A 26,993-nucleotide genomic window follows, 5' to 3' on the forward strand; every position below is an offset into this window, starting at 1 on the left:
CTCCTGAAGTCTACTAAATCCAGCATACACGCGGCATTCGCCAATATCCCATTACCTCAACGCCTGCTATCGTCTACTGAAATCGCCATTCATGTGGGGTAGATTCCGGCTCAATGAAATGAGATACCCCAAAATGAAGCTACCATCCCGCCGGGTCGATATATCTAAACTTAAAGATAAATCCTCCAGGTCATTGCGGACAGCGTCCTCAGCCGCCAGAACGGTACGTCCTGGAGGCTGGTCAGGGCCGCAGGGAGAGGCAGCAGATGCGCTGGGTCCGGGAACCGCAACCCGGCAGAAAAAGCGTTGTTGCCTCGTCTGAATCACCGGTGGAAAACCCGACGGCTTAACGCTTTCGTCGATCAGCAGGCGGCGAGGTGTCCGCCGCCAAAATCAGTAAAGCGCTGCCGGACGCTCTGCCAGCCCAGGGGTTTGATGGGGTCAGGGCGCTCCGGTATTGCGCTGGCGACGCGGGGTTCGCGCTTGCGCTGCACGTCCGGCATAGGAACGGCGCTGAGCAGGTGTCTGGTATAAGGATGCTGCGGATGGTGCAGTACCCGATCGCGCGGGCCGATCTCCACGATCTGGCCGCCAAACATCACCGCCACCCGATGGCAAATGCGTTCCACTACCGCCATATCATGGGAAATAAACAGATAGCTGAGCTGGTAGCGCTGGCGCAAATCCTCCAGCAGCGTCAGCACCTGCGCCTGTACCGACACATCCAGCGCCGAGACCGATTCATCGGCGATAATCACTTTAGGGTTCAGCGCCAGGGCGCGCGCGATGCAGATGCGCTGGCGCTGGCCGCCGGAAAACTGGTGCGGATACCGCCGCATCGCGTCAGCAGGCAGGCCTACCTGCTGCAACAGCTGCGCCACCCGCTCCGTGCGCTGTGCCACAGGCATCTGCTCATGAATCAGCAGCGGTTCCCCCATCAGATCGAAAATGGTTTTGCGCGGATTAAGCGCCGCAGAGGGATCCTGAAACACCATCTGCAAATCACGCCGTATCGCTCTTAACGCCTCACCCTGCAGGCCGTGCATCTCCTGCCCGCTGAGCTGCGCGCTGCCGCTAAACGGCACCATATTCATCAACGCCTTCGCCGTCGTTGATTTACCGCAGCCGCTTTCCCCGACGATGCCCAGCGTTTCGCCGGGGAAAAGATCGAAGCTGACGCCATCTACGGCATGAACTTCGCGGCGCATGCGCAGGCCGTCGCCGCGCACCGGAAAGCGTACGCAGAGGTCGCGGACGCTGAGCAGCGGTTGGGTCTGTTCAACCGGCGCCAGCGCGGGCGCCTGGCCCAGCACCGGCACCGCCTGCAGCAGCTGGCGGGTATAGGGCGCCTGCGGCGCGGTAAACAGCGTTTTTACCGGGGACTGCTCCACGATTTTGCCGTGATTCATGACCAGCACGTCATCGGCCATTTCCGCTACCACCCCCATATCGTGGGTGATCAGCAGCAGGCTGGTGGAAAACTCCTGCTGCAGCTCGCGCATCAAATCGAGAATTTGCGCCTGAATAGTGACATCAAGGGCCGTCGTCGGCTCATCTGCAATCAGCACCTGCGGTTGACACAGCATCGCCATGGCGATCATCACCCGCTGGCGCATGCCGCCGGAAAGCTCGTGCGGATACTGCTGCAGGCGCTTCTCCACCTGGCCGATTTTGACCGCGTCCAGCATCGCGCCGATCCGCCCGCGCCGCTCGCGGCGGCCCAGCGCTTCGTGCCGTTGCAGGGTCTCTTCCAGCTGCTGGCCTACCGTCATCAGCGGGTTGAGCGAGGTCATCGGCTCCTGAAAAATCATGGCGACCGCTTTGCCGCGCAGCTGTTGCATTTGCCGCTCCGGCAAGCTGAGCAGATCCTGATCAGCAAAAATCACGGCGCCGCCAGGAATATGCGCTTCCTCAGGAAGCAGTCCCATGATCGCCAGCGAGGTCAGCGACTTACCGCTGCCCGACTCGCCGGCGATGCACAGGGTTTTTCCTGGCCAGAGCGCAAAGCTGACGTCATCCACCACCCGCTGTGTACCAAACTGGATCGACAGGCGCTCCACCGAGAGTAGCGGCGCCGGGAACATGGCTGCTGACATAACGCTCCTAATTAAACACGCTGTTGGGAAAATAGAACGACACCACCCAGTTAGGCCGATCGACGATTTCGCTGATGCGCAGATCGCCGCACACGGAACAGAGCATATAGGCCTCTTCTGCCGACATTCCCTGTTCGCGGCACAGGGCATCGATGGTGTAGCTTACCGCGTCGCGGGCGGCGGTCATCAGATCCGGGCCAATGCCGGTGAAGGCGCTGTAGCCTTGCCGATCCAGATGACGGGTCACCGGACCTGGGGTGGTAAAACGCGGCGTTTTCAGCGGCATATCCTTAACCACCTCCAGCTTTACCACCACATCCATGGCGCTTTCGATCGCCGTGCCGCAGACTTCGCCATCGCCCTGTGCGGCGTGGGTGTCGCCAATTGAAAACAGCGCGCCTTCTACTTCCACCGGCAGCCATAGCGTGCAGCCGGCGGCCAAATCGCGAATATCCAGATTGCCGCCGACGCGGCGCGGCGGCACCACCGAATGATGGCCGGCGGCGGCGGGGGCGACGCCGATGGTGCCGGCGAAGGGCTTCAGCGGCACGCGGCCATAGCGGCCAAAGGCGCAGGGGGATAAGTTCTGTCTGTCATACTGCCAGAGCGTCAGCGCCGGCTCGGGAAACGCATCGGCCAGCAGACCGAAGCCCGGGATATTGGCGGTCCAGCCGAAGCCGCTGGGATGAAATGATTCCAGCGTGACCTTCAGCGCATCGCCCGGCCGGGCGCCCTCCACATAGACCGGCCCGCTGACCGGGTTGAGCTTATCAAAAGGCAGCGTCGGGATATCCGCTGCGGTTGAGCCGGCGCTGAACCAGCCGTTAGCGGCATCCAGGCAGTGAAACTCCAGCTGGCTGCCGGAAGCCACGCGCAGCGCCGGGCTCAGGCTGTTGTCCCAGCCGAAATGGTGTTGCATATGATGAATGGTCTTCACCAGACAATTTTGGCACATCTTGAATCCCCTTTAAGCAGCGGCACCGTTCCGGCAAACGCGGCACGATGCCGGCAGATTATTTCAGCCCGATATAGTCGTAGTTGACCGGTACATGGACCGGATCCACATAGAGGGCATCCTCGCCGCCCATACGCGCGGAGTGCACGGTGTAACGCTTCTCGTTGAATACCGGCACCCAGGGCGCGTCGCTCATCGCCGTGGTAAAGATTTTGCGCCAGGCTTCAATACGCGCGCCCTGCTGGTCAGGTTTCACCATGTTGTCCGCCGCGGCCGCCTGTGCGTCCAGCGCCTTGTTACAGTAACGCGCCCAGTTCCATCCGCCCTCTACCGCCCCCGCGCAGCCGAGGATCGGGCCATAGAAGTTGGAGGGGTCCGGAAAGTCGGCGATCCACGCCATGCCGCCGGACCAGACCATCGGCGCCTGGCTAGCGGAACCGCCCGCCGCAATCACGTTCGCCTGGGCCAGGGATTTGATGCTGGCGCGAATGCCCACTTTAGCCAGATCCTGCTGGATGGACTGGGCAATACGCGGCTGCGGATCGGTATTCATCACGTACAGTTCGGTCGCAAAACCGTTGGGAAAGCCCGCTTCGCTGAGCAGCTGCTTCGCTTTTTCCGGATCGTAGCTGAAACCCTGATAAGCCTTGTCGTAGCCGGGCATAGCGGGCGGCAGCGGCTGATTGGCCGGCGCCGCGCGTCCGTTGATGATGCGCACGATGCGGTCTTTGTTGACCGCCATGTTCACCGCCTGGCGAACCTTGAGGTTATCGAAGGGGGGCAGCGTGGTTTTCATCGTCACGTAGCCGGTCTGCAGCTGGTCGCCGGTGACCATCAGGCCCTTATAGGCCGGGTTGTTTTTAAACGCCAGAAACTGCGCGGGCGGCACGCCGTCGCCGGCGATATCCACTTCGCCTTTTTCCAGCCGCAGCAGGGCGACCGAGGGATCCTGGCCTATTTCAAACTTAATGCGATCCAGCCGCGGCACGCCGGCTTTAAAGTAGTTCGGGTTCTTGCGGAAAATCAGCTCCTGGCCCAGCTTCCACTCCTGCAGCTCAAACGCGCCGCTGCCGACCGGATGCTTGCCGAAGTCCGGGCCCCATTTCGCCACCTCCTCATGCGGCACCACCGAGGCGAAGTTCAGCGCCAGCACGTGCAGGAAGGTGGCGTTGGGCTCTTTCAGGGTGATCTTTACGGTATGATCGTCCACGACCTCGATGCCGCTCAGGGTTGTGGCTTTACCGCTGGCCTCTTCGTCATAGCCCGCGATGGGGCTGAAGAATCCGGCGCCCGGGCTCTGGGTTTTCGGGTTGACGGTACGCTCCAGCGAATATTTCACGTCCGCCGCCGTGACCTCGCGGCCGTTGTGGAATTTAACCCCTTTGCGCAGCACAAAGGTGTAGACCTTGCCATCGTCGGAAACGGCGTAGCTTTCCGCCAGATCGTTCACCAGCTCGGTGGTGCCGGGGCGGTAGTCCATCAGGCCGTCGAACAGGCTTTTGATCATCGACCAGTTTTGCCAGTCATAGCCAATGGCCGGATCCAGAGTCGCCACGTCGTTCTGGTATGTCACCACGATATCGCCGCCGGTCTTCTCGTCAGCCTGCGCGCCATAAGAGAAACAGGCTGCGGCCACCGCCATTGTCAGTAACGCTTTTTTCATCATTTTCCCCTGCTACTTTTTGACATCAATGCGCGGATCGACCCACGGCAGCACCAGATCCGCAATAAGGTTGCCGCCAACAATGGCAACCGCTGAGACGGTGGTGACCCCGACAATAACCGGAATATCCACCTGTTGAATCGCCTGCCAGGCCAGCTGACCGATGCCTGGCCAGCCAAAGACCGACTCGACCACCACCAGCCCGCCCATAAATATGCCGATATCAATGCCGATCATCGGAATCAGCGGCAGCACGGCATTTGGCAGCACGTGGCGCAGCAGCACGCGGGTTCTGCCGAGCCCTTTTGCCCGCGCGGTGCGGATAAAATCCTGGTGCAGCACTTCAATCATCGATGAGCGCAGCATGCGCGAGTACCAGCCGCTGCCGAGCAGGCCGAGGGTGAGCGCCGGCAGCGCCAGATGGCTGAAGCCGCCGTAGCCCCCCATCGGGAACCAGTTGAGCACCACGGCGAAAAGATAGAGAAACAGCATCGCGGCGATGAACTGCGGTGCCGAGACGCCGATAAAGGAGAGCGCCATCAGCAGCCGGTCCGCCAGCCCGCCGCGCTTTAGCGCCGCCAGGGTGCCGAGAGCGATCCCCAGCACCAGCTCGCAGAAAATCCCCGCCGCCATCAGCTGCAGCGAAGGCCCGATACGGGCGGAAATCAGTTCGCTCACTTCGCTGCGCTGAATAAACGAGCGACCCAGATCGCCGTGCAGCAGCCCGTTCAGATAGCGCAAATATTGCTGATAAAACGGCAGATCCAGCCCCAACTGATGGCGGATGTTTTCGACCACTTCCGGCGTGGCGCTGCGTCCGGCGATTTGGCGTGCCGGATCGGCGGGCAGCATAAACAGCAGCAGGTAGCAGATCAGCGTAACGCCAAGCAGGATCAGCCCGGCATGCAACAGACGTTTTCCCAGAAACAGCATCAGCTTCTCCGTTTTAAACCAGGGTCGAGGGCGTCGCGCAGGGCGTCGCCGGCGATATTGAAAGCGAGCGACAGCAGCACGATCGCCGCACCGGGAAAGAACACCAACCACGGGGCCGAGGTGAACCAGGTCTGGCTTTCAAAGATGATATTGCCCCAGCTCGCGGTCGGCGGCTGTACCCCCACCCCGAGAAACGAGAGGGTGGCCTCCAGCAGTACCGTGGTGGAGATGCCCAGGGTGGCCCAGACCAGTACCGTAGGCACCAGATGCGGAATTAGATGCACGCCGAGAATGCGTAAGGTTCCGGCCCCCAGGGTACGTTCCACGGCGATAAAGTCGCGGGCGCTGAGGGCGCTGGTTTCGGCGTAGATAACCCGGGCGATCTGCACCCAGTTCACCATGGCGATCACCATCGCCACGATCCAGACGCTGGGCTGGAAAATCGCCGCCAGCGCAATCGCCAGCAGCAGCGCCGGAAACGCCATCATCAGATCGGTAAAGCGCATCAGCAGCCCTCCGATACGCCCCTGCATATAACCGGCGCTCAGCCCCACCAGTACGCCAGTCAGTACCGCAATACCGTTGGCGACCACGCCGATCAGCAGCGAAGTTCTCGCGCCGTAAATCAGCCGCGAGAACAGATCGCGCCCCAGCAGATCGGTTCCCAGCCAGTAAGTAGCGTTGGGCGGGAGCGGGGCGCCCTCAAGGCTCAGCCCCTCGACAAACTGTTCATTGGGATCGAAGGGCGTGAGCCAGGGGGCGAACAGCGCGGCCAGCACCACCAGCAGAATAAACAGCAGCGAGAGCAGCAGCGCGGGCCGCCGCAGGAGATACCCCATCCGGCTCATTGCGCCCCCCGTTCGCCGGGCGCCATCCGCAGCAACCACTGCTGCGCCACCTGCGCCACCGGCTGGTTGGTGCGCATCGATTCCGTGCGCAGGCGAACCCAGGCCTGTTGTTCATCAATATTTTCCGCCATCATCAGGGCCGCCAGCGCCCTGGTAATCTGCGGCATCGCCGCCAGACGCTGGCGCAGAAGCGCCTGCTGCTGCCGGCCGTCATTCTGCTGCTGACGCAGCCCTACCGCCATCATCAGGGTGGTATAGATGGCCCGCTGGGTAATGGGTTTGGCGAGGATCGCCGTGGCTCCCAGCTCCAGCGCGCGCTGTACCTGGGAAAGCCCCTCGTGCGAGGTCAGCGCAATCACCGGTATCCCCGCCAGATTGACCTGTTGCAGGGTCAGCGGGCTGGCGAACGCCTCCAGCTCCACCAGCACCGCGCAGGGGGTAAGCGGCGGCGCGGCCTCATCCGCCGTCAGGTGATGCCAGCGAATGCCCATCCGCGTGAGATTCTTTTCCAGCGCTTCACGGCTCCTCGCTTCACAATCCACCAGCAGGAGCGGCTGAGCATCAAAATCCGGGGACAGTAGCGTTTTCATTTCACAATCCTCAGGGTAGGTCTGGCCGAAACCGTCCGACCGTGGCGCAGGTCGGTCGCAGAAAGATAGGGGTCGGGCATCACCGGCTGCGGTTCGCTATGCAGCAGCTGAAAGCGGGTTTGCTGCAGCTCGGCGATATGGCAGGGCAGGCAGGCGTGGTTGTTTTGCGCCAGCACCGAGCGAGCGCCAGGCGACCGCGCGTCATGCTGGCGATACAGCGCCGCCAGCACCGCTTCCGGCTGGCTGTCTCCGGCCTGACGCAGGCTGTCGGCAAACAGCCTTACCGCCCGCCAGGCGCCGATGTAGTAGTGGGAGATGCGCTGCGCGCCGTGCAGCAGGCGCTGCCGCGCGCAAAAGTCGGGGTCGACGCTTTCAAAAAACGGGCCGCAGGAGAGCAGGCGCACCGCCCGCAGCGGGGCAACCTCATCGACTTCCGCTTCGGTAAAGTTACAGCTGAGCACTGCTAGCGTTCGCCGCTCGCGAACACAGGCCGCGTCCAGTGCGCGCAGAAAAGCGTAAGAGCTTTCGCCCACCAGGTTGTTGAGCACAAAATCGACATCTGTGCTGAGAATCGCCTCGACCAGCTCCGTTACGCTGCTGTTTCTCAGGTGCAGATATTTTTCACCCGCCACCGTGCCGCCGGAGGCTTCCACCACTTCGCGGGCGATGCGGTTGCTCTCCCAGCCCCAGACGTAGTTGGAGCCGGTCAGCCAGGCGCGGGTTCCGAACGTATCCAGCGCCAGCCGCAGCAGCGGCAGCAGGGTCTGGTTCGGGCAGCCGCCGAGATACACCACCTGCTCGCAGCTCTCGAACCCTTCGTAAGGACAGCCGTACCACAGCAGCAGGTTATGCTGCTCCAGGTCAGGGATTATCTCCTTACGGCTGGCGGAGGTTATGGTGCCGAAAATATGGCGGATGCCGCGATCGATAAAGTCGCTCACCGCTTCGCCGTAGGCCGCCAGCTCGCCCGCCGGGTTGATATGCCGGGCCCGGAGCTGAAATGGGGAAGCGGGATCGGCATTGATTTCCGCCAGCGCATGGCGCGCGCCGGACAGCGCGCTGTTCGCCATATGGCTATAGGTCCCTTCCGTTGACAGCAGAATGCCGATATCAATGGTTTGCACGTGCTTTGCTCTCCGCCTCAATAAAAAAAGCCCGATCGTCCTTAGCAGGACAATCAGGCTTCATTACCTGTCGATATTTAATGGGAACAAGGCTTAAGGGTTGCCCCGGCTTGTATATAACCGGCATGAAAAATTCATGCCATCTTTAAAGTTCTGCGAGATCATCAGGTTAGAATTTTTGATTTTGCGGCATTGCACTACGAGGATGCAGATTCCCCAGCATAGTGCAGGGTTCTACTGCATGGAACAGGAAGATCTCTCGATCAATATTGCGGGATATAGCTGCTAGCTTTAGCCCAAAGGGCAGGGATAATGCTTATTCGTCCTCACCCTCGGAGAGGTCTGTGTAATCATAATAACCGTTGTGACAGTTAAGAATGACGTACGCTGAGTATCGACTCTTTTCGCCAATAACCAATAATTTCCCGGACCAGGCGTTGTCTGAAAAGGAGGGCGTTGTAATGAATGCCACCTTAGATAACCCCATCTTTTCCAGACGATCGTCCTTTGCCGCCATCCTGAACCACGACTGAATGAATTTTGTTTTTATCTCTTCAGCATCAAACTTTCGACAGGATTGTTGAAATTCATCGCTGGCTGGGAAAACCCGAGAAAACGCCATCATCACGAAAATGGCGGAAATCGTCAAAACGGCCCCACATAATATCATCAGTAAGCTATACGCTAGTTTTCTCATCATTATCCATCTCCCTGTGAAAGTTTTTTCACTTCAGCCATCGCGTATTTATGCCGGGTCTGCACTATGCAGCTGGCAAAGATCTGGATGGTTCAATCTATTGATGCATCAGTATAGCGATCGGCCCGATCCGTCCAAACTTTTTCAAAGAACGATCGGTAAACAGAACGCTCCCCCGGCAGCATTGCCGATAGTCGGTGCCATACGCGGGCCATCATGGGTCCGGAAGTCATTTATCTGTCTCACTTTGTCCAATTTTCACAGATGCGGATGATTACTATTAGCGTTTTTGTCGGGGGCGTTAATCAATCATGTGCAACTCAATCATTAAATTTAAACGAACTGAATTAGCCAGTCTGATCCTGCTATTCACCTCAGCGGCCAGCGCAGCAGAGTCAGAGACGATGGTGGTCACAGCATCCGGATTTGAACAGCGGCTGGAAGATGCACCCGCGTCAGTGACCGTGATTTCAGGCGAGGATCTCCGTAAACGTTCTATCCAAAACCTGGCTGATGCCGTTCGCGATGTCGAAGGTGTAGCCGTCATCGGCGGCGCCAATGAAAATGACATCTCCATTCGCGGCATGCCGGGAGATTACACGCTCATCCTTGTTGACGGAAAGCGCCAGAGTGGTCGCGATTCCCGGGTGAATGGCAATGCCGGTTATGAGCAGAGTTTTATCCCGCCGGCGGCCGCCATCGAACGTATTGAGGTGATTCGCGGGCCAATGTCATCGCTTTACGGGTCAGATGCGATTGGCGGAGTCATCAATATCATTACCCGTAAGGTCAATAAGCAGTGGGGCGGGTCGCTCTCCTGGGACTATGCTGCTCGCCAGCATGACGACCAGGGCAATGCGGCAAACACGCAGTTTTACCTGGCGGGTCCCTTGGTCGATGACAAGCTGGGCTTACAGCTATGGGGGCGCTATCTGGATCGTCAGGCCGATGATGATGTGCAGAACACCAATGGCTTCAGCAAAGCCGACCATAAGGACGTAACCGGGAGGCTGTCATTCGCGCCAACCGATAATCAGGAGCTGCAGCTTGAAGGCGGCGTCAGTCGCCTGAAAAACGGTGACGGCGAGAGTGCAAACTGGGCGACGCGTGAACAAAAAAATAACCGCGATCACTGGTCTGTCAGCTACGACGGCCGCTGGGACTGGGGAACATCGACGGTTTCTTTTGCTCAGGAAAAAACCAGCCGTGAAGGATTAGCCAGCCCTTCACAGAGTGACGTTTACGGCCGTAAACCCACCATCAAAAATAGCGTGCTGGATGCAAAACTGATCGTGCCAACCATGTACCATACCGCCACGCTGGGCGGACAGTGGCAGGAAAATGAGCTAAAAGACTGGAACCAGGGAGATGGTACACGCCAGGATCATCGCTATAGCGTGGTGCAACGAGCGCTGTTCATCGAGGACGAATGGCGGCTCGCTGAATCGTTCTCGCTCACCGGTGGATTACGCCTTGATAATCACGAACAGTACGGCAATCACTACAGCCCGCGCTTATATGGCGTTTGGTATGTCAGTGATGAGTGGACCCTGAAAGGCGGCGTCGCGCGAGGCTTTAAGGCGCCGGAAATTCGCGCGGTGATTGACGATTACGCGGTACTGCGCCGCAATACCTGGGCCATGCTCGGTAATCCCAATCTGAAGCCTGAAACCAGTACCAATTACGAGCTTTCCGCGATGTGGTCGAATCGTGACGATCTTTCTGCCAGCGCTACGCTCTTCTACAACGACTTCCAGGACAAGCTTTCCACGCTAACGACGGATCGACGCTGGAACGGTTATATCGTGATGGAGCGTATCAATATTGATAAAGCGATCATCAGAGGCGCGGAATTAACCGGCAGCTGGAAGATAACGCCTGAGCTATCGTTAAAGGCTAACTATACCTTCCTGGATTCAGAGCAGAAAAGCGGCAGCAATAAAGGGGCGCCGCTGGCTTTAACTGCTAAGCATAAAGCCAGCCTGCGCAGCGAATGGGATTACACGGGACAAACGCAGTTTTGGGCAGCGGCTAACTATTACGGTAAAGAGTACGGGACCTCCGTTACCGCTGAGCCGGCCCCCGATTACCTGACGGCAGATGTTGGCGTGTCGCATCAGCTTAGCCGGAATCTGGCCCTCAATGGCGCTATTTACAACATTGGCGATAAGCGTCTGAACGACGAAACCTACGGTACGGTCAACTACGGTCGAACCTTCTGGGGGGGAGTGACGCTCAGCTTCTGATCGCTCCTGGCAGCAAAATCGTTGCACATAAACCGGCGGGCGAGCGATTCTTCAGGCTCAGCTCGCCGCCGTGGGCATGGACGCAAGCACGGGCAATCGATAAACCTAAACCCAGCCCGCCGCCAAAGTGGTGTCGGGCGGCGCGATTATCATTCAAGCGAACGAAGGGTTCGAAGACCTGCTCAAGCTGTTTCTCCGGGATACCCGGACCGCTGTCCAGAACATCTATCCTTACCATGTTGCTCTCCGTTGTGAGTATGACGGATGCCTCGCCTGCATAGCTCAATGCGTTCTCAATAAGATTGCTTAGTACCCGTTTTATCGCCAGCGGTCGGCAGTTGATCGTAATCTCTGCCTCTCCCTGCCAGTTAACTGACTCGCCTTTTTGGCCGTAACGATGCGTCAGATCGCTCAGTAACTTGCTCAGGTTGCAGCGGCAGGTTTTCTCCTGCGGCGTTTCATCACGGATAAAGTTCAGCGTTTCACTGACCATACTCTGCAATTCAATGAGACTTTCCAGCATGTCATCACGAGCCTCTCCGGCGTCCATGAGTTCTATCTGCAGGCGCAGTTCTGTCAGCGGCGTGTTGAAGTCGTGGCTCATTGAGGCCAGCATACGGGTCTTGCCTTCCAGATGTCGGGCAAGACGTTGCTGCATCAGATTAAAGCTACCCGTCAGGTCTTTCGATTCCCGCGGGCCAACGAGAGGTAGACTACCGGTCCAGTCTCCCCGACTAAGGGCATCAGCGGCGGCGGCAAGTCGCTGAATCGGCCTGACAACGCGGTGGGTGAAGTAAAGACTCAGCAGGATCAGCGGAACCGTCATGATGACCAGTGACAGTGAGAGCAGCTGTATCCATGCATATGCCGGATCAAGCGGCTGTATGCCGTTCAGATAAGTCCCGTCAGGCAAAGAGAGCGTCGATCGCAGCCTTAAAGGGTCGCTATTTTCCGTACTAAAGAGATGCCAGCGCGCCGGCCCACCGTTGGAACGCTCGAGCTGAAACGTCACCTGCATGTCCGGCGCAAATCCCTTTAACTTCAAAATAGCGTCACGCAGGCGCCGCTCTTCACGCCGCATGGGGAAAGGCGTCACTTCAGCATGATCGGCAATCCAGAACCTGGCGCCATCCTCACGAAGAATATGTAACGGAGAACCAGCCGCCAGCTGGCTGGTAAGATAGGCCAGCTCAATACGTTCCACAGCCAGATTACGCGTGGCAGGAGAGAGCAAATTACCGATCAGCTGAAGGCCGCCCACCGCGAGCAGATTGGCAATCACAATTGCCGAAACCATCAGCAAACCAAGCTGGCTCATCATTCTCTGCGGCAGCAGGCGTTTTAGCTGAGGCATTCGTCGCGCGCCTCAACCTGCGAAGCCAGACGGTAGCCCTCTCCCCATACCGTATCCAGCAGAACAACGCCCGGAAGCAACTGCTGCAGGCGGTTTCGTAGGCGGCTGACCTGTCGATCGATTGCCCGGTCAAAAACCTCATTTCCGGGCGTTATGCAGCGATCCATCAGCACTTCCCGGCTGAGTACAGCACCCGGGCTGGAGAGAAAAGCGGTCAGGAGCCTGGCTTCCACAGTACTCAGCTTCAGCGTTATCCCCTGTGGATTGGTGACCGTGCGGCTGACCGGCCGGTAGATCAACCCGGAAAAATTCATCGTACGATCGGGCCGTTGGTGAGCAGTATGCTGTGGCCCATCCGTTCTCCGGGCACGCCTCAGCACGGTATGGATGCGGGCAAGTAGCTCACGCGGCTCGAATGGCTTTACCACGTAATCATCAGCCCCCATCTCCAGCCCACTGATGCGGTCGTCAAGCGCGTCCTTCGCAGTAAGCAGGATGACAGGCGTTTTGTATTTGCGCTGAATCTGCTGGCAAAGCAGCATGCCGTCACCGTCAGGCAGCATGACATCCAGAACGATCAGGTTAAAGGTGTTTGAACGCAGCATTGACCACATTGAGGTGGCATCATCAGCCGTGATGACATTGAGGCGCTGACGCCGCAGCCATGCAGCAAGCGGTTCGCGAATTTTTCGGTGATCATCAACGACTAAGATACTGACAGGAAAAGAAAAGTTATCCATTATTACTGACGACTTAGACGCGGCGGAGGGAAGAATAGCATAACAATATAATGAGAATGAGTGTTATTTTCAATAATCGTGTTGGCCTCTTTATCGCAAATGGTTGGCTGCCAGTTTGCCGTGTTTCAGTTCAAACCAGACGTTCAAGGTTAAGATACTATTGAGCCTGTGTATAAGAACGCCCGGTTAATATGAGCGGCATTTATTCGAAGGAGGACTTATGGCGATGAATAAAACCGCTATAAGCATTATCGCCGTTATGCTTTGTGGTTGCGTGGATCCTGGTCGTGTTGGCATTCACCCGGAATTAAAAACGGTATATTTCGCCGGGCAAAAGCCCGCTGTAGAGAATTGTCTGTATTCAGCAGCGCTCTCGCAGAAATTGTCCTTAATGAAGGATGACCCTTTGCCTGGAGGGACGCAACGCTACAATTTGCAGGACGCCAACTATGAAGATGTGGCGTGGGTTGATGTCTCATCCTTTGGTAAAAAACAAACAAGCGTAGATTTTTATTATGCCCCTCATGCTCCGGACGTACAGAGGGCCATTTTGTCTATGATATCCAGCTGCCAAAACGACCTTTAATTACACGTTCTGCCGTGTAGCGGTTATCCGGAAGCAAATATTACGTCAGCGCGAGAAAATCAGTATGACATTCAAATTAACGGTGGCGATTGGTGTAGTTCTGGTAGCGGTAGCGACAGCCCTGTTTTTTCCCAAAATATTTCGGGAGTTGCAAACCAATAGTGAGTTAGAAAAAATGTTGCAGCAACCCGACAATACTTATCTCCTTTTCAGCCAGTGCAAAAAGGACGTTTCGGATGTTGATCGCTGCTACAACGCTTACAGTGCTGCGGTACAGCTAGCTGACTCAAAAAACTGTACTCCGTCCGGTATTGAGCTCAAGCGTAAATTTAAACGACTGGTAGAGCACTCGAAAGATCGAGATATTGAGAATGAAATAAACAAAGAGTGCCGCCTGAAGTGAGCGTTCCTTATGCAACCAGATGCCCTTCTTAACAGGGCAGCATCGACTGCGTTACCCTCAAAGGACCCCAAAAGCCGTTTTCCGGCATGTAGCGTAGCGTTTCCATGTCCATAAATATCCCAAGGCGCGAATACGGCGTATCGGCTACGGGCTGTCAAATATGCGGGTATTTTTTAGATTTAAAAACATTCAATAATAGTGGTGACAAACTCCTGCCACGTGCGGCATTCGCTGGCCTTTTTCAAATTCGGCGGCTCGAGGAGCAGTACGATAAGGTTATCGAAGATATCGTAGAACAGGGCCCTCTCGGCCTGATTAATCGAAAATAGCAGCACTACATTGACCATGTTATTGCCCCACGGGAAGCTTTTCTCGCTAATCACGACGCATAGCCCGGTTTTGTCCGCATTCATCTTCATTGAATGCGGAACGGCGATATTGCCAAAGGTGGTGGAGTAGTTGTGCTCCCGCTGGAAAACATCGTGCACGAAATCCGCATCCACGTAGCCGTGGCGGTGCAGCGCATCCGCCATAAACGGAATCGCTTCGTTTTCATCCGCCAGCTGCGGATTGTGGAAAAACAGTTTTTCGTTGGAGATAAGCTGCAGGTTTTCCAGCAGCCGGGCCCGTTTCTTCTTCTGCCGTACGCGCTCGATTTTATACTGCAGGGCCGAAATATCCCTGTCGGTCAGAAACGGATTAATATAAACCCATTCCATCAGGGTTTGCGGGATCCGCAGCGTGGAGATCAGAAAGTCAGGCGCCGGCAGGTTGGCAAACTCTTCATAGGAGGTAATTATAGCCCGAATAATAAGCTGCTGGCCGAACAGGCTGTCAATCTGCGATATTAGCTGGTTGGTATGGTTATGATAGTGCGGCACCAGCAGCACGCAGCTCACCTTATTTTGTCCGGCGATCTGGTTGCCCAAAATGCTGCCAATATGCAGCGCAATATAGGCAATTTCATGCTCGTCCACGGTGAAGCCGGTGGCCTGGCGAATTTTTTCCGAAATCGCCACCGCGCAGTCAAAAATAAGCGGGCAGGATGTCCGAATCTGTTCAGTTAGGGGATTACGGGTAACGTGCCCATGCTGAAGCCGCACCAGCAAATTTTTAATATGGATGGTGAATCGCACCAGGAACTGCTCGCTGTCGCCATCAATAAAATCATAGCGCCGCATTTCTTTGCACAGTATCGCCACCAGCTCCATGCACTCTTTGCCGGCCAGCACCTCGATATTCCCGGCGTGGATTTCGTCCATGTCGATTCTGATAAGACTGCTGAGCAGAACCACGGTGAGCGCTTCGGCTTCCTGTTCGCTATAAATCACCTCGAAGTGCTGCTCAATTTCGTTAATGACGTGGCGCGCCAGCGTTGTTTCACGCTCATCATATTTTCTTTCACCGGCAGCGGGCGAGGCGGCGGAACACGGATTAAAGGTGTGGTCGTTCCGAATGCGATCAATACTGATAACGACATCCAGCACCAGGCTTAGCAACGCATATTCGTTGATGAAGTAGTGCCAGGATTTACATGATTCGACCAGAATAGAGACCAGCTGGTCGATATCGTAGCGGGGAAATATCCGTCCGATTTCCGTCAGGCTGAGAATATTCGCGCTAAATTCCGCGTACAGAATGCTGGAAAACATCCGCCGTTTGTCCTGCTCCAGCCCCTCAATAGCCAGACAATCGTTGGTCACGGTGAGGTACAGATTAAAATCTTTCAGTTTTTTTCTGACCAGCAGCAGATCTTTTTTGACGGTTTCATAGCTGACGCACAGCACATCGCTCAGACCGTACAGGTCGGGCAGTTGCGCCGTCGGCTGGCGGCTGTTGAGGAGCTGGGTCAGCAGGTAGTTAATTCTTTCTTCCGGCGTTTGCGGCATTTTATGGGCATGGCTGGAGAGCACGCGCATGATGCGCTCTTTATCCACCGCATAACCGCGATGCGAAGACTGGATAAGCCCTGGCTCATGCGCGTTTATCTCGGCAATGTAGTTCTTCACGCTGCGATCGCTGACGGCCATATTCATAGCCAGCATCTGTGCGGTTTGCGCGTCAGCGCCGTCGAGAAACAGCCGCAGCAGTTTCAGATGCTTATTTTGCATTTCCTCTCCTTTGTCTGACGCGTTTCAGCGCGGATCTGAGCCTGCCGACAGGGCGTCTTTCCGCCGCGGCGAGCGGTTCATCACCGTGAGCCCGGCGATCGTCAGCAGCATACCCAAACATGCCCACAGCCCCAGCGTTTCATGGAAAAATATCATTCCTGACAGCGTAGCCACTACCGGTTCTATCGAGGCCATCATCGCCGCCTTGCCTGCTTCTCCCTGGCCGATCGCCTGAGTATAAAGCAGATAGGGGAGCGCCGTATTCAGTATGCCGATAACGGCTATCCAGACCACCGACCCGGGCGCCGCGTACAGGATGGCAAGTCCATGAGGTATATCGACCGCACACAGCGCGGCCGCGGTGCCGAAGATAAAACACCAGGCGGTGATCGTCAGCGGATTGCCGCGCCGCGCCTCTATTTTCGCCAGCACGGCGTAAAGCGCATACAGCAGCGCGGCGAGAAGACCAAAACCGATCCCGCGTGCGGAATAGTGCTGAGCCGCGGGGGAGACGCCGGCCGCAAGGCAGATCCCGCCTAAAGTTAGCCTCAGCGCCACCGTTTTACGCGGCGTCAGCGGCTCACGAAATACCCGGACTGAAAGCAGCATGACGATGGCCGGAGACGTATAAACCAGCACCGCGGTCAGCGAGAGCGAAAGTTCCCGTACCGACAGCACGTAGCACAGCGAGTAGAAAAACAGGCATCCTGCGCCCATTATCGCCAGCGAGGGAAGCTGGCGCAGACGGATATGCATTCCGCCGGGGCGGCGCAGCGCAATGATGCTCACCGCTGCGGCGGCAACCGTCAGGCGCAGGGCACCGATTTCGGCCGCCGTGAAGCCATAGGCGCCAAGATGGCGCATTACCAGGCCAGACGTACCCCAGCAAATGCCGGCGCCCAGCGCCAGCAATGCGGGTTTTTCTGATGCTATCAAAGCTCTTCACCGTGGCTGGCAATCGCCCGCTGATACCAGCTATAGCTTTTCTTCGGACTCCGCGCGGCGCTACCCCGGCCGTAATCGTCTAAATCAACATAGATAAAGCCGTAGCGTTTGCTCATCTCCGAGGAGGAACAGCTGACGATATCAATAGGCCCCCAGGGGAAGTAGCCAATGACATCAACGCCGTCACGGACCGCTTCTTTCACCTGCGCCAGATGCGCGCTCATATAATCGATGCGATAGTCGTCGTTAACCTCGCCATTCTCTTCTTTCGTGTCGAATGCGCCAATCCCATTTTCGGCAATCATGACGGGAACCTGATAGCGATCCCAGTAGAGGTTGAGCTTGGTACGCAGGCCGATGGGATCGATGCCCCATCCCCAGTCGCTGGCCTGAATGTTTGGGTTAGGGTAGGACGTTTTATGCTTCAGCACGCTCTGCGCGTCGCTTATACGGGTGTAGTAATATGAGATAGCGAGAAAGTCGGCCGTATTGCGTAAAGCCTCTTCGTCGCCGGGATAGAAATGCAGCTGAATATTATGCTCTGCAAAATAGCGGAACGCATATCCCGGATAGCGGCCCCGCAGCAGCACATCGCCGTAAAAATACTCCATTTGATTGCGACGCACGGTCGCCAGCACGTCTTCCGGCTTGCAGGTCGCGGGGTAGCTAATGCCGTCGGCAAACATCATGCCGATACGAAATTCCGGATTGATGCGGCGCGCAATCTCGGTAGCTTTTGCGCAGGCGACCATCTCGTTATGCACTCCCTGATATTTTGCTTCATGAAGATTGGCTACTTTATCTTCCGCAATCCCGAGGTGGTTGAATGACTCATGAACGATCAGGTTTATCTGGTTCACAATAATCCAGTACTTCACCTTGTGCTGATAGCGGGTAAAGACCGTCTCACAGTAGCGGACGAAGAAATCAACCAGCTCTCGTGAATACCAGCCGCTATAGGCGGTAGTCAGATGCAGCGGCATTTCATAGTGGGAGAGGGTGATCACCGGCTCCATGCCGTTGGCGATAATCTCATCGATCAGGTTATCGTAAAACTGCAGTCCGGCCTCGTTTGCGACCCGATCGTCGCCGTTAGGGTAGATTCTCGACCAGTTAATCGAGGTACGGAAAGCATTCATGCCGGTGGCGGCTAGCAGCTGCAAATCTTCTTTATAGGTATGATAAAAATCGATGGCATTACGTTTTGGATAAACGCCCTGGTCATCCGTCATCGCATTGCGGATATATTCGGTCGTGATCTCTTCGTTGTATTTTTTTTCGAGCGCAACATCATTACGAAAAAGATTAATATCCGCCACACACCATCCTTTACCATCCTCCTGCCAGGCTCCTTCACATTGATTAGCGGCTACCGCGCCGCCCCAGAGAAAGTTATTGGGAAATCCATCAGGAACGCTTTTACTGGTCAAAATAGGTCACTCCTTTTATTAAGCGGCCGGCTGGCCGCTGCTCGGGAACAGGGTATAAAGTACGGTTTCAGGATGCCGCAGCTTCCGATTCAACCTGCTGTTTTTCATACATTTTGAAAAAGGGATACCAGATCAACGTACTGACGGTTGCCACGACGGCGAACAGCACCAGCCCGCTTAAATCTTGCGATACAATCCACGTCGAAATAGGGAACGGGCAGTACCACATATCAAAGACGGCGGCCGGGATATTGACGACTCCCATGTCGAGAACGACATAGGTAATTAGCGGTAAAATAATGCCCTGGAGCCACAGCGGGACCATTAATATTGGGTTCCACGCTACCGCGCCAAAAATGACCGGTTCATTAATATTAAAGATTCCCGGAACCAGCGATGCCGACCCTAGCGCTTTCAATCTTTTAGATTTCGATCTGACCAGCATAATCACCAGCGGTAGGGTTGCGCCTATCCCACCGATCGCTACCCACCCGGAATAGAGCACTTCTGCCGTCACAATGTTTTTGGCTACCCCACCGGCGGCCACCGCTGCCATATTGGCGGTAATACCGGCGAGAAAAATAGGCTTGGTTATAGGGAACAGCACCCAGCCGCTGATCCCCATCGAGTAGAGAAATACGCCTAAAAAGGTAATCAGTAAAAATCCTGGCAGCGTCTGCGCGAAGCTGGTGATCGGCATAAAAATATTAAGTAATATTTGATACAGATCCAGCTGCAGTACGTATACCGCCAGCCATCCGGTCACCGTCACCACCAGGATTGGAATAATCGCATCAAACCATACCCTGACAAAATCTGGAATCGCGCTGTCTTGTTTAAAGAATGAATACCTGCCGGCAATCCCCATAATAAAGGCAACATAGATCCCGGCAATAATAGAAACAAACATCCCGCCGGCGCCAAAGTATTTAAATTGCAGGACTGAAACCTCCTGCAGTTTGACAATAATCATAAACAGGGCAATTCCGGACATACCGGCAATTAAGCGCATTTTGTTGATTTTCTTTTTTTCCATATAGTTAAATGGAATCAAAAATGCAATAAATACGGAAAGCAGCCCCATCGTGTAGCTGGATATTGTCGATAGGTTGGGGAACCACGGCAGAAAATTTTTCAGAATCGATAAAACGGTTACCAGCGAGCCAACCAGAATCATCGGCAGCACCTGCATGATTGAGTCTTTGAGCGTTAAAACCCAAACATTGCGGTTGACCTTGTTCATTGGCGGTGCAAAATGCACCTCCATCCAGTCGATAAATTTTTGCATATCGGTTATGCCTCGCTTAACCTTTCTTTAATTCGCCAAGAAGATGATCCAGCGCTTTAGCGCCATCCAGCAGTGAATAATAAGATTTATCCATTAAGATGACTTTGATGTTCATGGTTGCCACTTTTTCTTCCAGTTCCGGAATTAAATATTTGAGGTGTGGCCCAACCATCAGGCAGTCGATTTCCTGTAAAAAGCTTTCAACTTCGGCTTCGCTACGAGCAACGACGCTACAGTCGAGCCCGCGCTTTGCCGCTTCCTTGCGAATGTTCGCGGCAAGAAAACCGCTGGATGCTCCCGAGCCACAAATCAGCAATACGTTTAATTTCTTCATTTGCGTATAAACCTTTATATAAGTGTTGTGATGTAGGGTCATTTTATTATGGTCATCATTATTGCCGGCATTCAAATATGCTATTTCACTGTCGAAGTGAAAATATTTACTTACGCCGGCAGAGATGAAAATAAGTGATCGCCATCACGCTGAGTGAACGTTTTTATTTAAAAATAATTTGCTGAATCGCTTTTTTTAACGGCAATAGTCCCGGTGGTGATACTGAAAGTTCAGCAACACCCAGACGAATAAAATATTCGCTCAGCGCTAAGTCTGCCGCCAGTTCGCCGCAAACGCCCACCCATATTCCATGCTGATGCGCATGGGCGCAGACCTGCTCGATCAGGCGTAATAGCGCCGGGTGCGTCGGATCGCCGTAGGGGGCAAGCGCCTGGTTCTGGCGATCGACCGCCAGGGTGTACTGCGTTAAATCGTTGGTGCCGATACTAAAGAAATCCACCTCAGGCGCTAACAGGTCGCCGGTCAGTGCGGCCGCGGGCGTTTCGATCATTATCCCCAGCTCAATATCCGCCCGGTAGGGGACTCCTTCCGCATCCAGCTGCTGGCGACACTGCTGGTAAAGATCTTTCAATGCCCGCACTTCCCAAAGCGACGCCACCATCGGGAACATAATGGCAATGCGTCCCCAGGCGCTGGCCCGTAAAATTGCGCGGAGCTGGGTTATCAGCAGTTCTGGTTGCGACAGGCACAGGCGAATTGCCCGGCAGCCCAGCGCCGGATTTTCTTCTTTCTCCAGGCGCAGCGCTGCGGTCTGTTTATCCGCGCCGAGGTCCAGCGTACGAATAATCACCCGTTTGCCGTTCATGCCTTCGGCAACGGCGCGATAGGCGGCAAACTGCTCCTCCTCGCCGGGTAGATCCTGGCGCCCGAGGTAGAGAAATTCGCTACGAAACAGGCCGATGCCTTCTGCTCCGTTGTCCAGGGCCGACGCCAGTTCCTGCGCTGAGCCGATATTCGCGTACAGCGCGATGCGGCGTCCGCAGCGCGTGATGGCCGGTTCGTCTTTGGCGGTGAGCAGAATCTCGCGCTGCCGGGCCTGCTGTTCCAGCTCCTTACTATAACGCCGACGCGTTTCATCATCGGGCGTCAGGCAGAGGCGGCCGCTATTGCCGTCAATCACCGCCTCCAGGCCGTCCCATGCGGAGGGGAGTTCCGCCAGATCCAGGCCGACGAGCGCGGGGATCCCCATTGCGCGAGCCAGAATAGCGGTATGGGAATTGGCTGAGCCCTGGCGGGTGACGATGCCGGCGACGCGCTGCCTGTCGAGCTGTACGGTCTCGCTGGGGGTCAGATCGTCGGCAAGAAGAATTGCCTCTCCGTCGGGCTGCCGTAGCCCGGGGGCCTGATGGCCGCAGAGAATGGCAACCAGTCGCCCGGAGACATCCCGCACGTCCGCGGCGCGCGCCTGGAAATAGGCATCTTCCATGGCGGCCAGCTGGTTGGCAAACAGCTCTCCGGCCTGCTCGACGGCCCAGGCGGCGTTGAGCTTCTGCTCGCCGATCGCCTCGCGTATTTCCTGCTGGAAATCGTCGTCCAGCAGCATTAGCTGATGAGCTGCGAACAGCTGGGCGGTTTCTTCTCCGCTCTCCGCGCGGACCTTATCCTCCAGCGCCTGTAGCTGTATTAGCGCGGTACTGCACGCGCGCTCCAGTTTTGCCAGTTCCTGCTGCGGGCTGTCGATAGGCTCCGGGCTGACGTGCGATTTTGCTGGCCGGTAGCACCATATTTGCCCCCGTGCGATACCTGATGAAACGGCTTTACCTGCTACGATCTGCATGAACTTTCCTTAAGCGATAATCAAAGATGCTGCTGGAAAAAGTCGTGCAGCGCGGCGATCGCCTGCTGCTCATCCGCGCCGCTGGCGCTGATCGTCACCGTATCGCCGACCTTCACGTTCAGGCCCATTACGGTGAAGATTTTTTTCAGGCTGACCTGCCGATCTTGCCTGGCAATATGCAGAGTGGAGCTGTAGCCCAGCGCCAGCCGCACCAGCAGACCCGCCGGTCGAGCGTGGATGCCGAGATCGTCGCGGATAGTGTATTGAAATTGTTCCATTAACGTTTCCTGTTAAAAGGGAGGCGGGTAGTTTTATCGCATGCTTTTACCGCTATCTATGTGGTTCCAGCTCGCCTATGCGCTTATCAAGGGTGCGAAAGATTTTGAGCAGATGACGGCTCATCAGCAGCTCGCTATTAATGGTCATCAGCGTATCCTGCGCGTGGGTAAATAGCAGAGATGGCGGGAAGACTTCACCGTGGATTTCGCTCTGCACAATATCGGTCTGGTTGCCGTGGGCTGTTTTTATTTTCTGCTGGGCCTGGGTGATTTTTTCATCCGCGAGGCTAAACTGGTTTTTTTCAATGGCAGAGAGCGCATCGGTAATTAAAGCGCGGGCATCGCCGGCATCCATAATAATATTCATTGCCGTACTATTAATCTGTTCTGTTTTATCCATTGGTTATCTCACTATGCAGTTAATCTCTTTATTGCCGTTGTTTATTAGCTTCGGATGGAGAGAGAAAATGAACTCTTGCTGAAGAGCAGTTCACCACAGGCTTTCGGTGAGCAACAAATAAATAATTTCCCACCCGCAAGGAAGACTTTTACTTTTTTTGGCTTATATATTGTAACTTGTTGTTTTTGTTTTTTTTAATTTTGAGTGTGGTGGTGTTTTTTACTATTTATTATAGTTGGGTTGAGTCGATTTTAATTTAATTGTGAAGTGTGTCACATTATTAGACTATCGTATGTAGGTGACTGCTGCTCCGATCTTTTTCTATCGCCGCTTAATAACGCTAGTATCCGCATGGAAATGATGATCCTATCGCTATTGAATGGAATGCAAGGTGGTTTTTATCGAGCAGTATTCCAGCCAGGCTATTTAGCATTACCGTTCCTGGCAATAAATTAGCGGTGTTCAGCATTGAAACCGATGAAATCACTGCCTTAACCAATAAGAGTGATGAGCTAAGGTATGCAGATATTATCGCTACCAATATCTAATATGGCCGGATACCGGCAGAAGGGCGGACATGAGTCTGAGCCGATGGCGTTTCACTCCCGCCGCTTTTGAGGGGGAGATTGCCCGTGGTTTAATTCACGCCCGTTTGCGAAGGCATCGGAAAAGGCCGGCATACCGATGCCGGAGGGGGGAGCTTGCGGTTCGTATCCTTCCGTCCACTGCCGCCGAAAGCTCATCATCTGCTCCGGGTCGACTGCCCGCTGGCGGAGGGCGGAAACACCCGAGCGCACAGAAAATCGACCATAGCCCGAACTTTCGGCGAGGGATGCCTGCTGGCGGGCCAGAGCACGTGGAATACGCCAGCGCGTTCCACGCGATCGGCCAGAATGGCGCACAAGCGTCCATCCGCCAGCGCTTCCCCGATCGAGAATTCCGGCAGATAGGCGATGCCCAGGCCTTGAAGAGCAAAGCACACCCGCGTCTCAATGTTGTTGCAGATCATCGAGGTGGGAAGCTGCAGCTCGGGGTCTCCAGGCGCCTGCCGTAGCGCCCACGGCTCCAGCTTGCCGCTGTTGGGAAAGCGGTAGTGCAGGCAGGTGTGCTCCAGCAGATCGGCAGGCACTTTGGGTATACCTCGCCGCGCCAGGTAATCGGGAGAGGCGACCAGCATCGAGCGGAAGGTGCCCAGTCTCCGCGCCGACAGGCGCGAGTCCGTCGGGTTTCCCGTTCTCACCACCACGTCGAAACCTTCTTCGATCACATCGACCAGCCGGTCCGTGAAGTCGAGATCCAGCTCGATGGCCGGGTACTGGCGCATGAACTCGCCGAGCACCGGCAGCACCAGCGAGCTGACCAGAGGCAGGCTGACCCGCAATCGGCCGCGCGGCGCAGCCGTCGCCTGCGACAGCTCCAGTTCCGCGGCCTCAATCTCGGCAAGGATGCGGCGGCTGCGCTCCAGGAACAGCGTACCCTCGGCCGTCAGCGTGACGCTGCGGGTGCTGCGATGAAACAGACGCACGCCGAGCTTCTCTTCCAGCCTCGCCACGCTTTTGCCGATGGCCGATGCCGATACGCCCAGCAGCCGGCTGGCCGCGACGAAGCTGCGCGTCTCGGCGACCCGCACGAACACCACGAAGCCGTTAAGGTTGTCCACTTCACCCCTCCATTACGGACAAATAGTTCCGCTAAGAAAGGAACTGTACCCTACTTTTTCTTTAATAGCTGCGTTTCTATCATGGCGGGAATGTTCACTGATGAAAGGAATTTCCCATGTCGGTTCCCGCATTTTCGCTGCAGGCAGGCGTCCCGCTTGCGCCTCTGTCCGCCCGCATTCAGGCCGTTGTGCAACAGGCGCTGGACGAGCGGCGTCTGGTCGGTGTCGTGGTCCTGGCGGCCCGCGACGGCGCGCTTATTCACCGCCAGGCCGCCGGCTGGGCCGATCGCGAAAGTCGTCGGATGATGACCGCGGATGCGCTCTTCCGCCTGGCATCGGTGAGCAAGCCTATCGTCTCAACGGCGGCGCTGGCGCTGGTGGCGCAAGGCAGGCTCAGCCTGGACGACAGCCTCGATCGCTGGTTGCCCGAGTTCAGGCCACGATTGGCCGACGGCCAACCTGCGCGGATCGCCGTATGGCAGCTGCTAAGCCATACGGCAGGGCTGGGCTACCGATTCTTCGAGGCTGATGCCAACGGGCCCTATGCGCAAGCCGGCGTGTCGGACGGCATGGATGCGTCCGGGATTAGCCTGGCGGAGAACCTGCGCCGTATCGCCAGCGTGCCGCTGCTGTACGAACCAGGCACGAGCTGGGGTTATTCGCTGGCCACCGATGTGCTGGGCGCCTTGATCGAGCGAGTGCATGGCGAACCGCTTGACGCAGCCGTGCGCCAGCTCGTGACCGGCCCGTTGGGCATGGCGGATACCGGTTTTGTCGCGCCGGATGCGCAGCGCGTAGCGACCGCCTACGTGAGTGATGCGCCTCAGCCGCACCCGCTGGCGGAAGGTGAAACCGTTTCGCCCTTCGAGGGGGCGGTCGGCATTCGCTACAGCCCTGCACGCATCTTCGATCCGCAGGCATTCCCTTCGGCTGGCGCGGGCATGGCGGGCACGGCCGAAGACTTTCTGCGCCTGCAGGAAGCCCTGCGTCAGGGCGGCGGTGCGATTCTGCCCAACGCATTGATTGCGGAAATGGCGCGCGATCGGACGGGGGATCTGGAGCTGCCCAATGCGCCGGGATTCGGCTTTGGGCTGGGGTTTTCGGTCTTGCGCGATCGGACGCTGGCCGCTTCGCCCGAGTCGGAGGGCACCTGGCGTTGGGGAGGCGCCTACGGCCACTCCTGGTTCGTGGATCGGGCGCTGGGGCTTAGCGTCGTCGCTTTCACCAACACCTTATACGAAGGGATGTCGGGTCGTTTCGTCAGCGATCTGCGCGATGCGGTCTACGGTGCCCTGGAGGCTGAGCGATGAGTTCGACTCCTCAGGATCGCATGCCTGTCGCATCGCTACTGGCGCTTGCGATGGCGGCTTTCATCACTATTCTGACCGAAGCGCTGCCGGCCGGCCTGCTGCCCCAAATGGCGCAGGGCCTGGCCGTCTCCGAGGCGTGGGTCGGCCAGACGGTCACTATCTATGCCATCGGTTCGCTGGTGGCGGCCATTCCGCTGACCGCCGCGACGCAAGGGGTCCGTCGCCGGCCGCTGCTGCTGGCCGCCATCGCCGGCTTCGCCATCGCCAACACGGTGACGACGCTTTCCGCCAGCTATGCGCTGACGATAGTGGCACGCTTCCTGGCGGGCGTTTCTGCTGGGCTACTGTGGGCTCTGCTGGCCGGCTATGCGGCGCGGATGGTGCCAGAACATCAGAAGGGCCGCGCCATTGCTATCGCGATGGTGGGCACGCCGCTGGCGCTTTCTCTGGGGGTACCTGCCGGTACTTTGCTTGGCAATCTGCTGGGTTGGCGCATCTGTTTTGGCATCATGAGCCTGATGGCGCTAGTGCTGATGGGCTGGGTGAGGCTGAAAGTGCCGGACTTCGCGGGGCAGTCGGTGGAAAAACGCCTGTCGCTGGGGCACGTGTTCACCCTGCCGGGTATTCGCCCGGTGCTGTTCGTCGTGCTGGCCTTCGTTCTCGCGCATAACATCCTCTACACCTACATTGCTCCGTTTCTGCTGGCGGCGGGAATGGTGGAGCGCACGGATTTGGTACTGCTGGTTTTTGGTATTACGTCGGTATCCGGTATCTGGATCATCGGTGTGCTGATCGACCGGTATCTGCGGGTGCTGACTCTGGCAAGTACGGTCTTATTCGGCGTTGCGGCGCTGATGCTGGGCATAGCCGGCACCGAGCCCATCGCGGTCTATGCGGCGGTGGGTACCTGGGGGCTGGCTTTCGGTGGCGCAGCGACCTTGTTCCAGACCGCGCTGGCCAGAACCGCCGGCGATGCTGCCGATATCGCGCAGTCCATGCTGGTTACAGCCTGGAACGCGGCGATTGCCAGCGGAGGTATTGTTGGCGGCGTGCTGTTAGATCGTCTTGGCGTAGGGGCATTCTCTCCTGCGCTCCTGGTGCTACTGCTGGCTACGCTCCTGGTGACCTGGTCGGCCAGATATCACGGCTTTCCCGCGTCAGTGGGATGAGATCAGATGGAGCCGCGCCATCTTTCTTATTTCCT

General features: G+C 56.7%; 24 protein-coding genes. 5 read left to right on the forward strand and 19 right to left on the reverse strand.

The window, feature by feature from the left end; all coding sequences use genetic code 11:
- Window positions 1-362: 362 nt before the first annotated feature.
- From GO007_RS01205 to GO007_RS01240, 8 genes are all read right to left on the reverse strand, one after another.
- On the reverse strand, window positions 363-2,096 hold the full coding sequence (locus tag GO007_RS01205; RefSeq protein ID WP_095094585.1) for an ABC transporter ATP-binding protein: 1,734 nt from the start codon (window positions 2,094-2,096) through the stop codon (window positions 363-365).
- A gap of 7 nt (window positions 2,097-2,103) precedes the next feature.
- Window positions 2,104-3,051 carry an acetamidase/formamidase family protein gene (locus GO007_RS01210; RefSeq protein ID WP_095094587.1) on the reverse strand — a complete coding sequence of 316 codons (948 nt, stop codon included), beginning with the start codon at window positions 3,049-3,051 and terminating at the stop codon, window positions 2,104-2,106.
- A 58-nt stretch (window positions 3,052-3,109) separates the two neighbouring features.
- Window positions 3,110-4,714, reverse strand: coding sequence for an ABC transporter substrate-binding protein (locus GO007_RS01215; protein WP_095094589.1), 1,605 nt, complete (start codon window positions 4,712-4,714; stop codon window positions 3,110-3,112).
- A gap of 12 nt (window positions 4,715-4,726) precedes the next feature.
- A complete protein-coding gene (locus GO007_RS01220; RefSeq protein ID WP_095094593.1) occupies window positions 4,727-5,647 on the reverse strand; it encodes an ABC transporter permease in 921 nt (306 codons plus the stop codon).
- Entirely contained in the window at window positions 5,647-6,495 is an 849-nt protein-coding gene (locus GO007_RS01225) for an ABC transporter permease (RefSeq protein WP_095094595.1), read from the reverse strand. The genes GO007_RS01220 and GO007_RS01225 overlap by 1 nt, the downstream gene beginning before the upstream one ends.
- Window positions 6,492-7,085, reverse strand: a complete 594-nt coding sequence (locus tag GO007_RS01230; RefSeq protein WP_095094597.1) for an ANTAR domain-containing response regulator — start codon at window positions 7,083-7,085, stop codon at window positions 6,492-6,494. The genes GO007_RS01225 and GO007_RS01230 overlap by 4 nt, the downstream gene beginning before the upstream one ends.
- The gene (locus GO007_RS01235; protein WP_095094599.1) at window positions 7,082-8,209 is read right to left on the reverse strand and encodes a transporter substrate-binding protein; all 1,128 of its coding nucleotides are present in this window, start codon (window positions 8,207-8,209) and stop codon (window positions 7,082-7,084) included. The genes GO007_RS01230 and GO007_RS01235 overlap by 4 nt, the downstream gene beginning before the upstream one ends.
- Before the next feature lie 316 nt (window positions 8,210-8,525).
- Window positions 8,526-8,909 (reverse strand): hypothetical protein, encoded by a 384-nt coding sequence (locus GO007_RS01240; protein WP_095094601.1) that lies wholly within the window; start codon window positions 8,907-8,909, stop codon window positions 8,526-8,528.
- A 308-nt stretch (window positions 8,910-9,217) separates the two neighbouring features.
- Here GO007_RS01240 and GO007_RS01245 point away from each other — a divergent pair, with 308 nt between their 5' ends.
- A complete protein-coding gene (locus GO007_RS01245; protein ID WP_095094603.1) occupies window positions 9,218-11,152 on the forward strand; it encodes a TonB-dependent receptor domain-containing protein in 1,935 nt (644 codons plus the stop codon).
- Here GO007_RS01245 and GO007_RS01250 read toward each other — a convergent pair.
- Both GO007_RS01250 and GO007_RS01255 read right to left on the reverse strand, forming a co-directional pair.
- On the reverse strand, window positions 11,142-12,506 hold the full coding sequence (locus GO007_RS01250; RefSeq protein WP_223261740.1) for an ATP-binding protein: 1,365 nt from the start codon (window positions 12,504-12,506) through the stop codon (window positions 11,142-11,144). The genes GO007_RS01245 and GO007_RS01250 overlap by 11 nt on opposite strands.
- Window positions 12,494-13,246, reverse strand: a complete 753-nt coding sequence (locus GO007_RS01255; RefSeq protein ID WP_095094605.1) for a response regulator transcription factor — start codon at window positions 13,244-13,246, stop codon at window positions 12,494-12,496. Before GO007_RS01255 ends, GO007_RS01250 begins: the two co-directional genes overlap by 13 nt.
- Window positions 13,247-13,466: 220 nt before the next feature.
- Here GO007_RS01255 and GO007_RS01260 point away from each other — a divergent pair, with 220 nt between their 5' ends.
- Entirely contained in the window at window positions 13,467-13,832 is a 366-nt protein-coding gene (locus tag GO007_RS01260; protein ID WP_223261741.1) for a hypothetical protein, read from the forward strand.
- A 64-nt stretch (window positions 13,833-13,896) separates the two neighbouring features.
- Window positions 13,897-14,235: a hypothetical protein gene (locus GO007_RS01265; RefSeq protein WP_095094607.1), complete on the forward strand. Its 339-nt coding sequence runs from the start codon at window positions 13,897-13,899 to the stop codon at window positions 14,233-14,235.
- A gap of 179 nt (window positions 14,236-14,414) precedes the next feature.
- Here the strand turns inward: GO007_RS01265 and GO007_RS01270 are convergent, their stop codons facing one another.
- The 9 genes from GO007_RS01270 to GO007_RS01310 form a co-directional block, all read right to left on the reverse strand.
- Window positions 14,415-16,346: a BglG family transcription antiterminator gene (locus GO007_RS01270; protein WP_095094609.1), complete on the reverse strand. Its 1,932-nt coding sequence runs from the start codon at window positions 16,344-16,346 to the stop codon at window positions 14,415-14,417.
- Between the two features lie 24 nt (window positions 16,347-16,370).
- Window positions 16,371-17,282, reverse strand: a complete 912-nt coding sequence (locus GO007_RS01275; RefSeq protein WP_095094611.1) for a DMT family transporter — start codon at window positions 17,280-17,282, stop codon at window positions 16,371-16,373.
- On the reverse strand, window positions 17,279-18,721 hold the full coding sequence (locus GO007_RS01280; protein ID WP_095094613.1) for a glycoside hydrolase family 1 protein: 1,443 nt from the start codon (window positions 18,719-18,721) through the stop codon (window positions 17,279-17,281). The genes GO007_RS01275 and GO007_RS01280 overlap by 4 nt, the downstream gene beginning before the upstream one ends.
- Before the next feature lie 67 nt (window positions 18,722-18,788).
- On the reverse strand, window positions 18,789-20,009 hold the full coding sequence (locus GO007_RS01285) for a PTS sugar transporter subunit IIC (protein ID WP_095094615.1): 1,221 nt from the start codon (window positions 20,007-20,009) through the stop codon (window positions 18,789-18,791).
- A gap of 16 nt (window positions 20,010-20,025) precedes the next feature.
- Complete coding sequence (locus GO007_RS01290; RefSeq protein WP_095097948.1) at window positions 20,026-20,343, reverse strand: PTS sugar transporter subunit IIB; 318 nt, start codon at window positions 20,341-20,343, stop codon at window positions 20,026-20,028.
- 163 nt (window positions 20,344-20,506) lie between these two features.
- Complete coding sequence (gene ptsP, locus GO007_RS01295; RefSeq protein WP_095094617.1) at window positions 20,507-22,141, reverse strand: phosphoenolpyruvate--protein phosphotransferase; 1,635 nt, start codon at window positions 22,139-22,141, stop codon at window positions 20,507-20,509.
- Window positions 22,142-22,161: 20 nt separating this feature from the next.
- Window positions 22,162-22,419: an HPr family phosphocarrier protein gene (locus GO007_RS01300; RefSeq protein WP_095094619.1), complete on the reverse strand. Its 258-nt coding sequence runs from the start codon at window positions 22,417-22,419 to the stop codon at window positions 22,162-22,164.
- A gap of 52 nt (window positions 22,420-22,471) precedes the next feature.
- Complete coding sequence (locus GO007_RS01305; RefSeq protein ID WP_095094621.1) at window positions 22,472-22,819, reverse strand: PTS lactose/cellobiose transporter subunit IIA; 348 nt, start codon at window positions 22,817-22,819, stop codon at window positions 22,472-22,474.
- A gap of 742 nt (window positions 22,820-23,561) precedes the next feature.
- The gene (locus GO007_RS01310; RefSeq protein WP_095094623.1) at window positions 23,562-24,479 is read right to left on the reverse strand and encodes a LysR family transcriptional regulator; all 918 of its coding nucleotides are present in this window, start codon (window positions 24,477-24,479) and stop codon (window positions 23,562-23,564) included.
- 116 nt (window positions 24,480-24,595) lie between these two features.
- Here GO007_RS01310 and GO007_RS01315 point away from each other — a divergent pair, with 116 nt between their 5' ends.
- Both GO007_RS01315 and GO007_RS01320 read left to right on the forward strand, forming a co-directional pair.
- On the forward strand, window positions 24,596-25,789 hold the full coding sequence (locus GO007_RS01315) for a serine hydrolase domain-containing protein (RefSeq protein WP_095094625.1): 1,194 nt from the start codon (window positions 24,596-24,598) through the stop codon (window positions 25,787-25,789).
- Window positions 25,786-26,958 carry an MFS transporter gene (locus tag GO007_RS01320; protein ID WP_095094627.1) on the forward strand — a complete coding sequence of 391 codons (1,173 nt, stop codon included), beginning with the start codon at window positions 25,786-25,788 and terminating at the stop codon, window positions 26,956-26,958. The genes GO007_RS01315 and GO007_RS01320 overlap by 4 nt, the downstream gene beginning before the upstream one ends.
- Window positions 26,959-26,993 lie beyond the last annotated feature (35 nt).

Source organism: Klebsiella sp. 10-1 (assembly GCF_009758445.1).
In the GTDB taxonomy this organism is placed as follows: domain Bacteria; phylum Pseudomonadota; class Gammaproteobacteria; order Enterobacterales; family Enterobacteriaceae; genus Klebsiella; species Klebsiella scottii.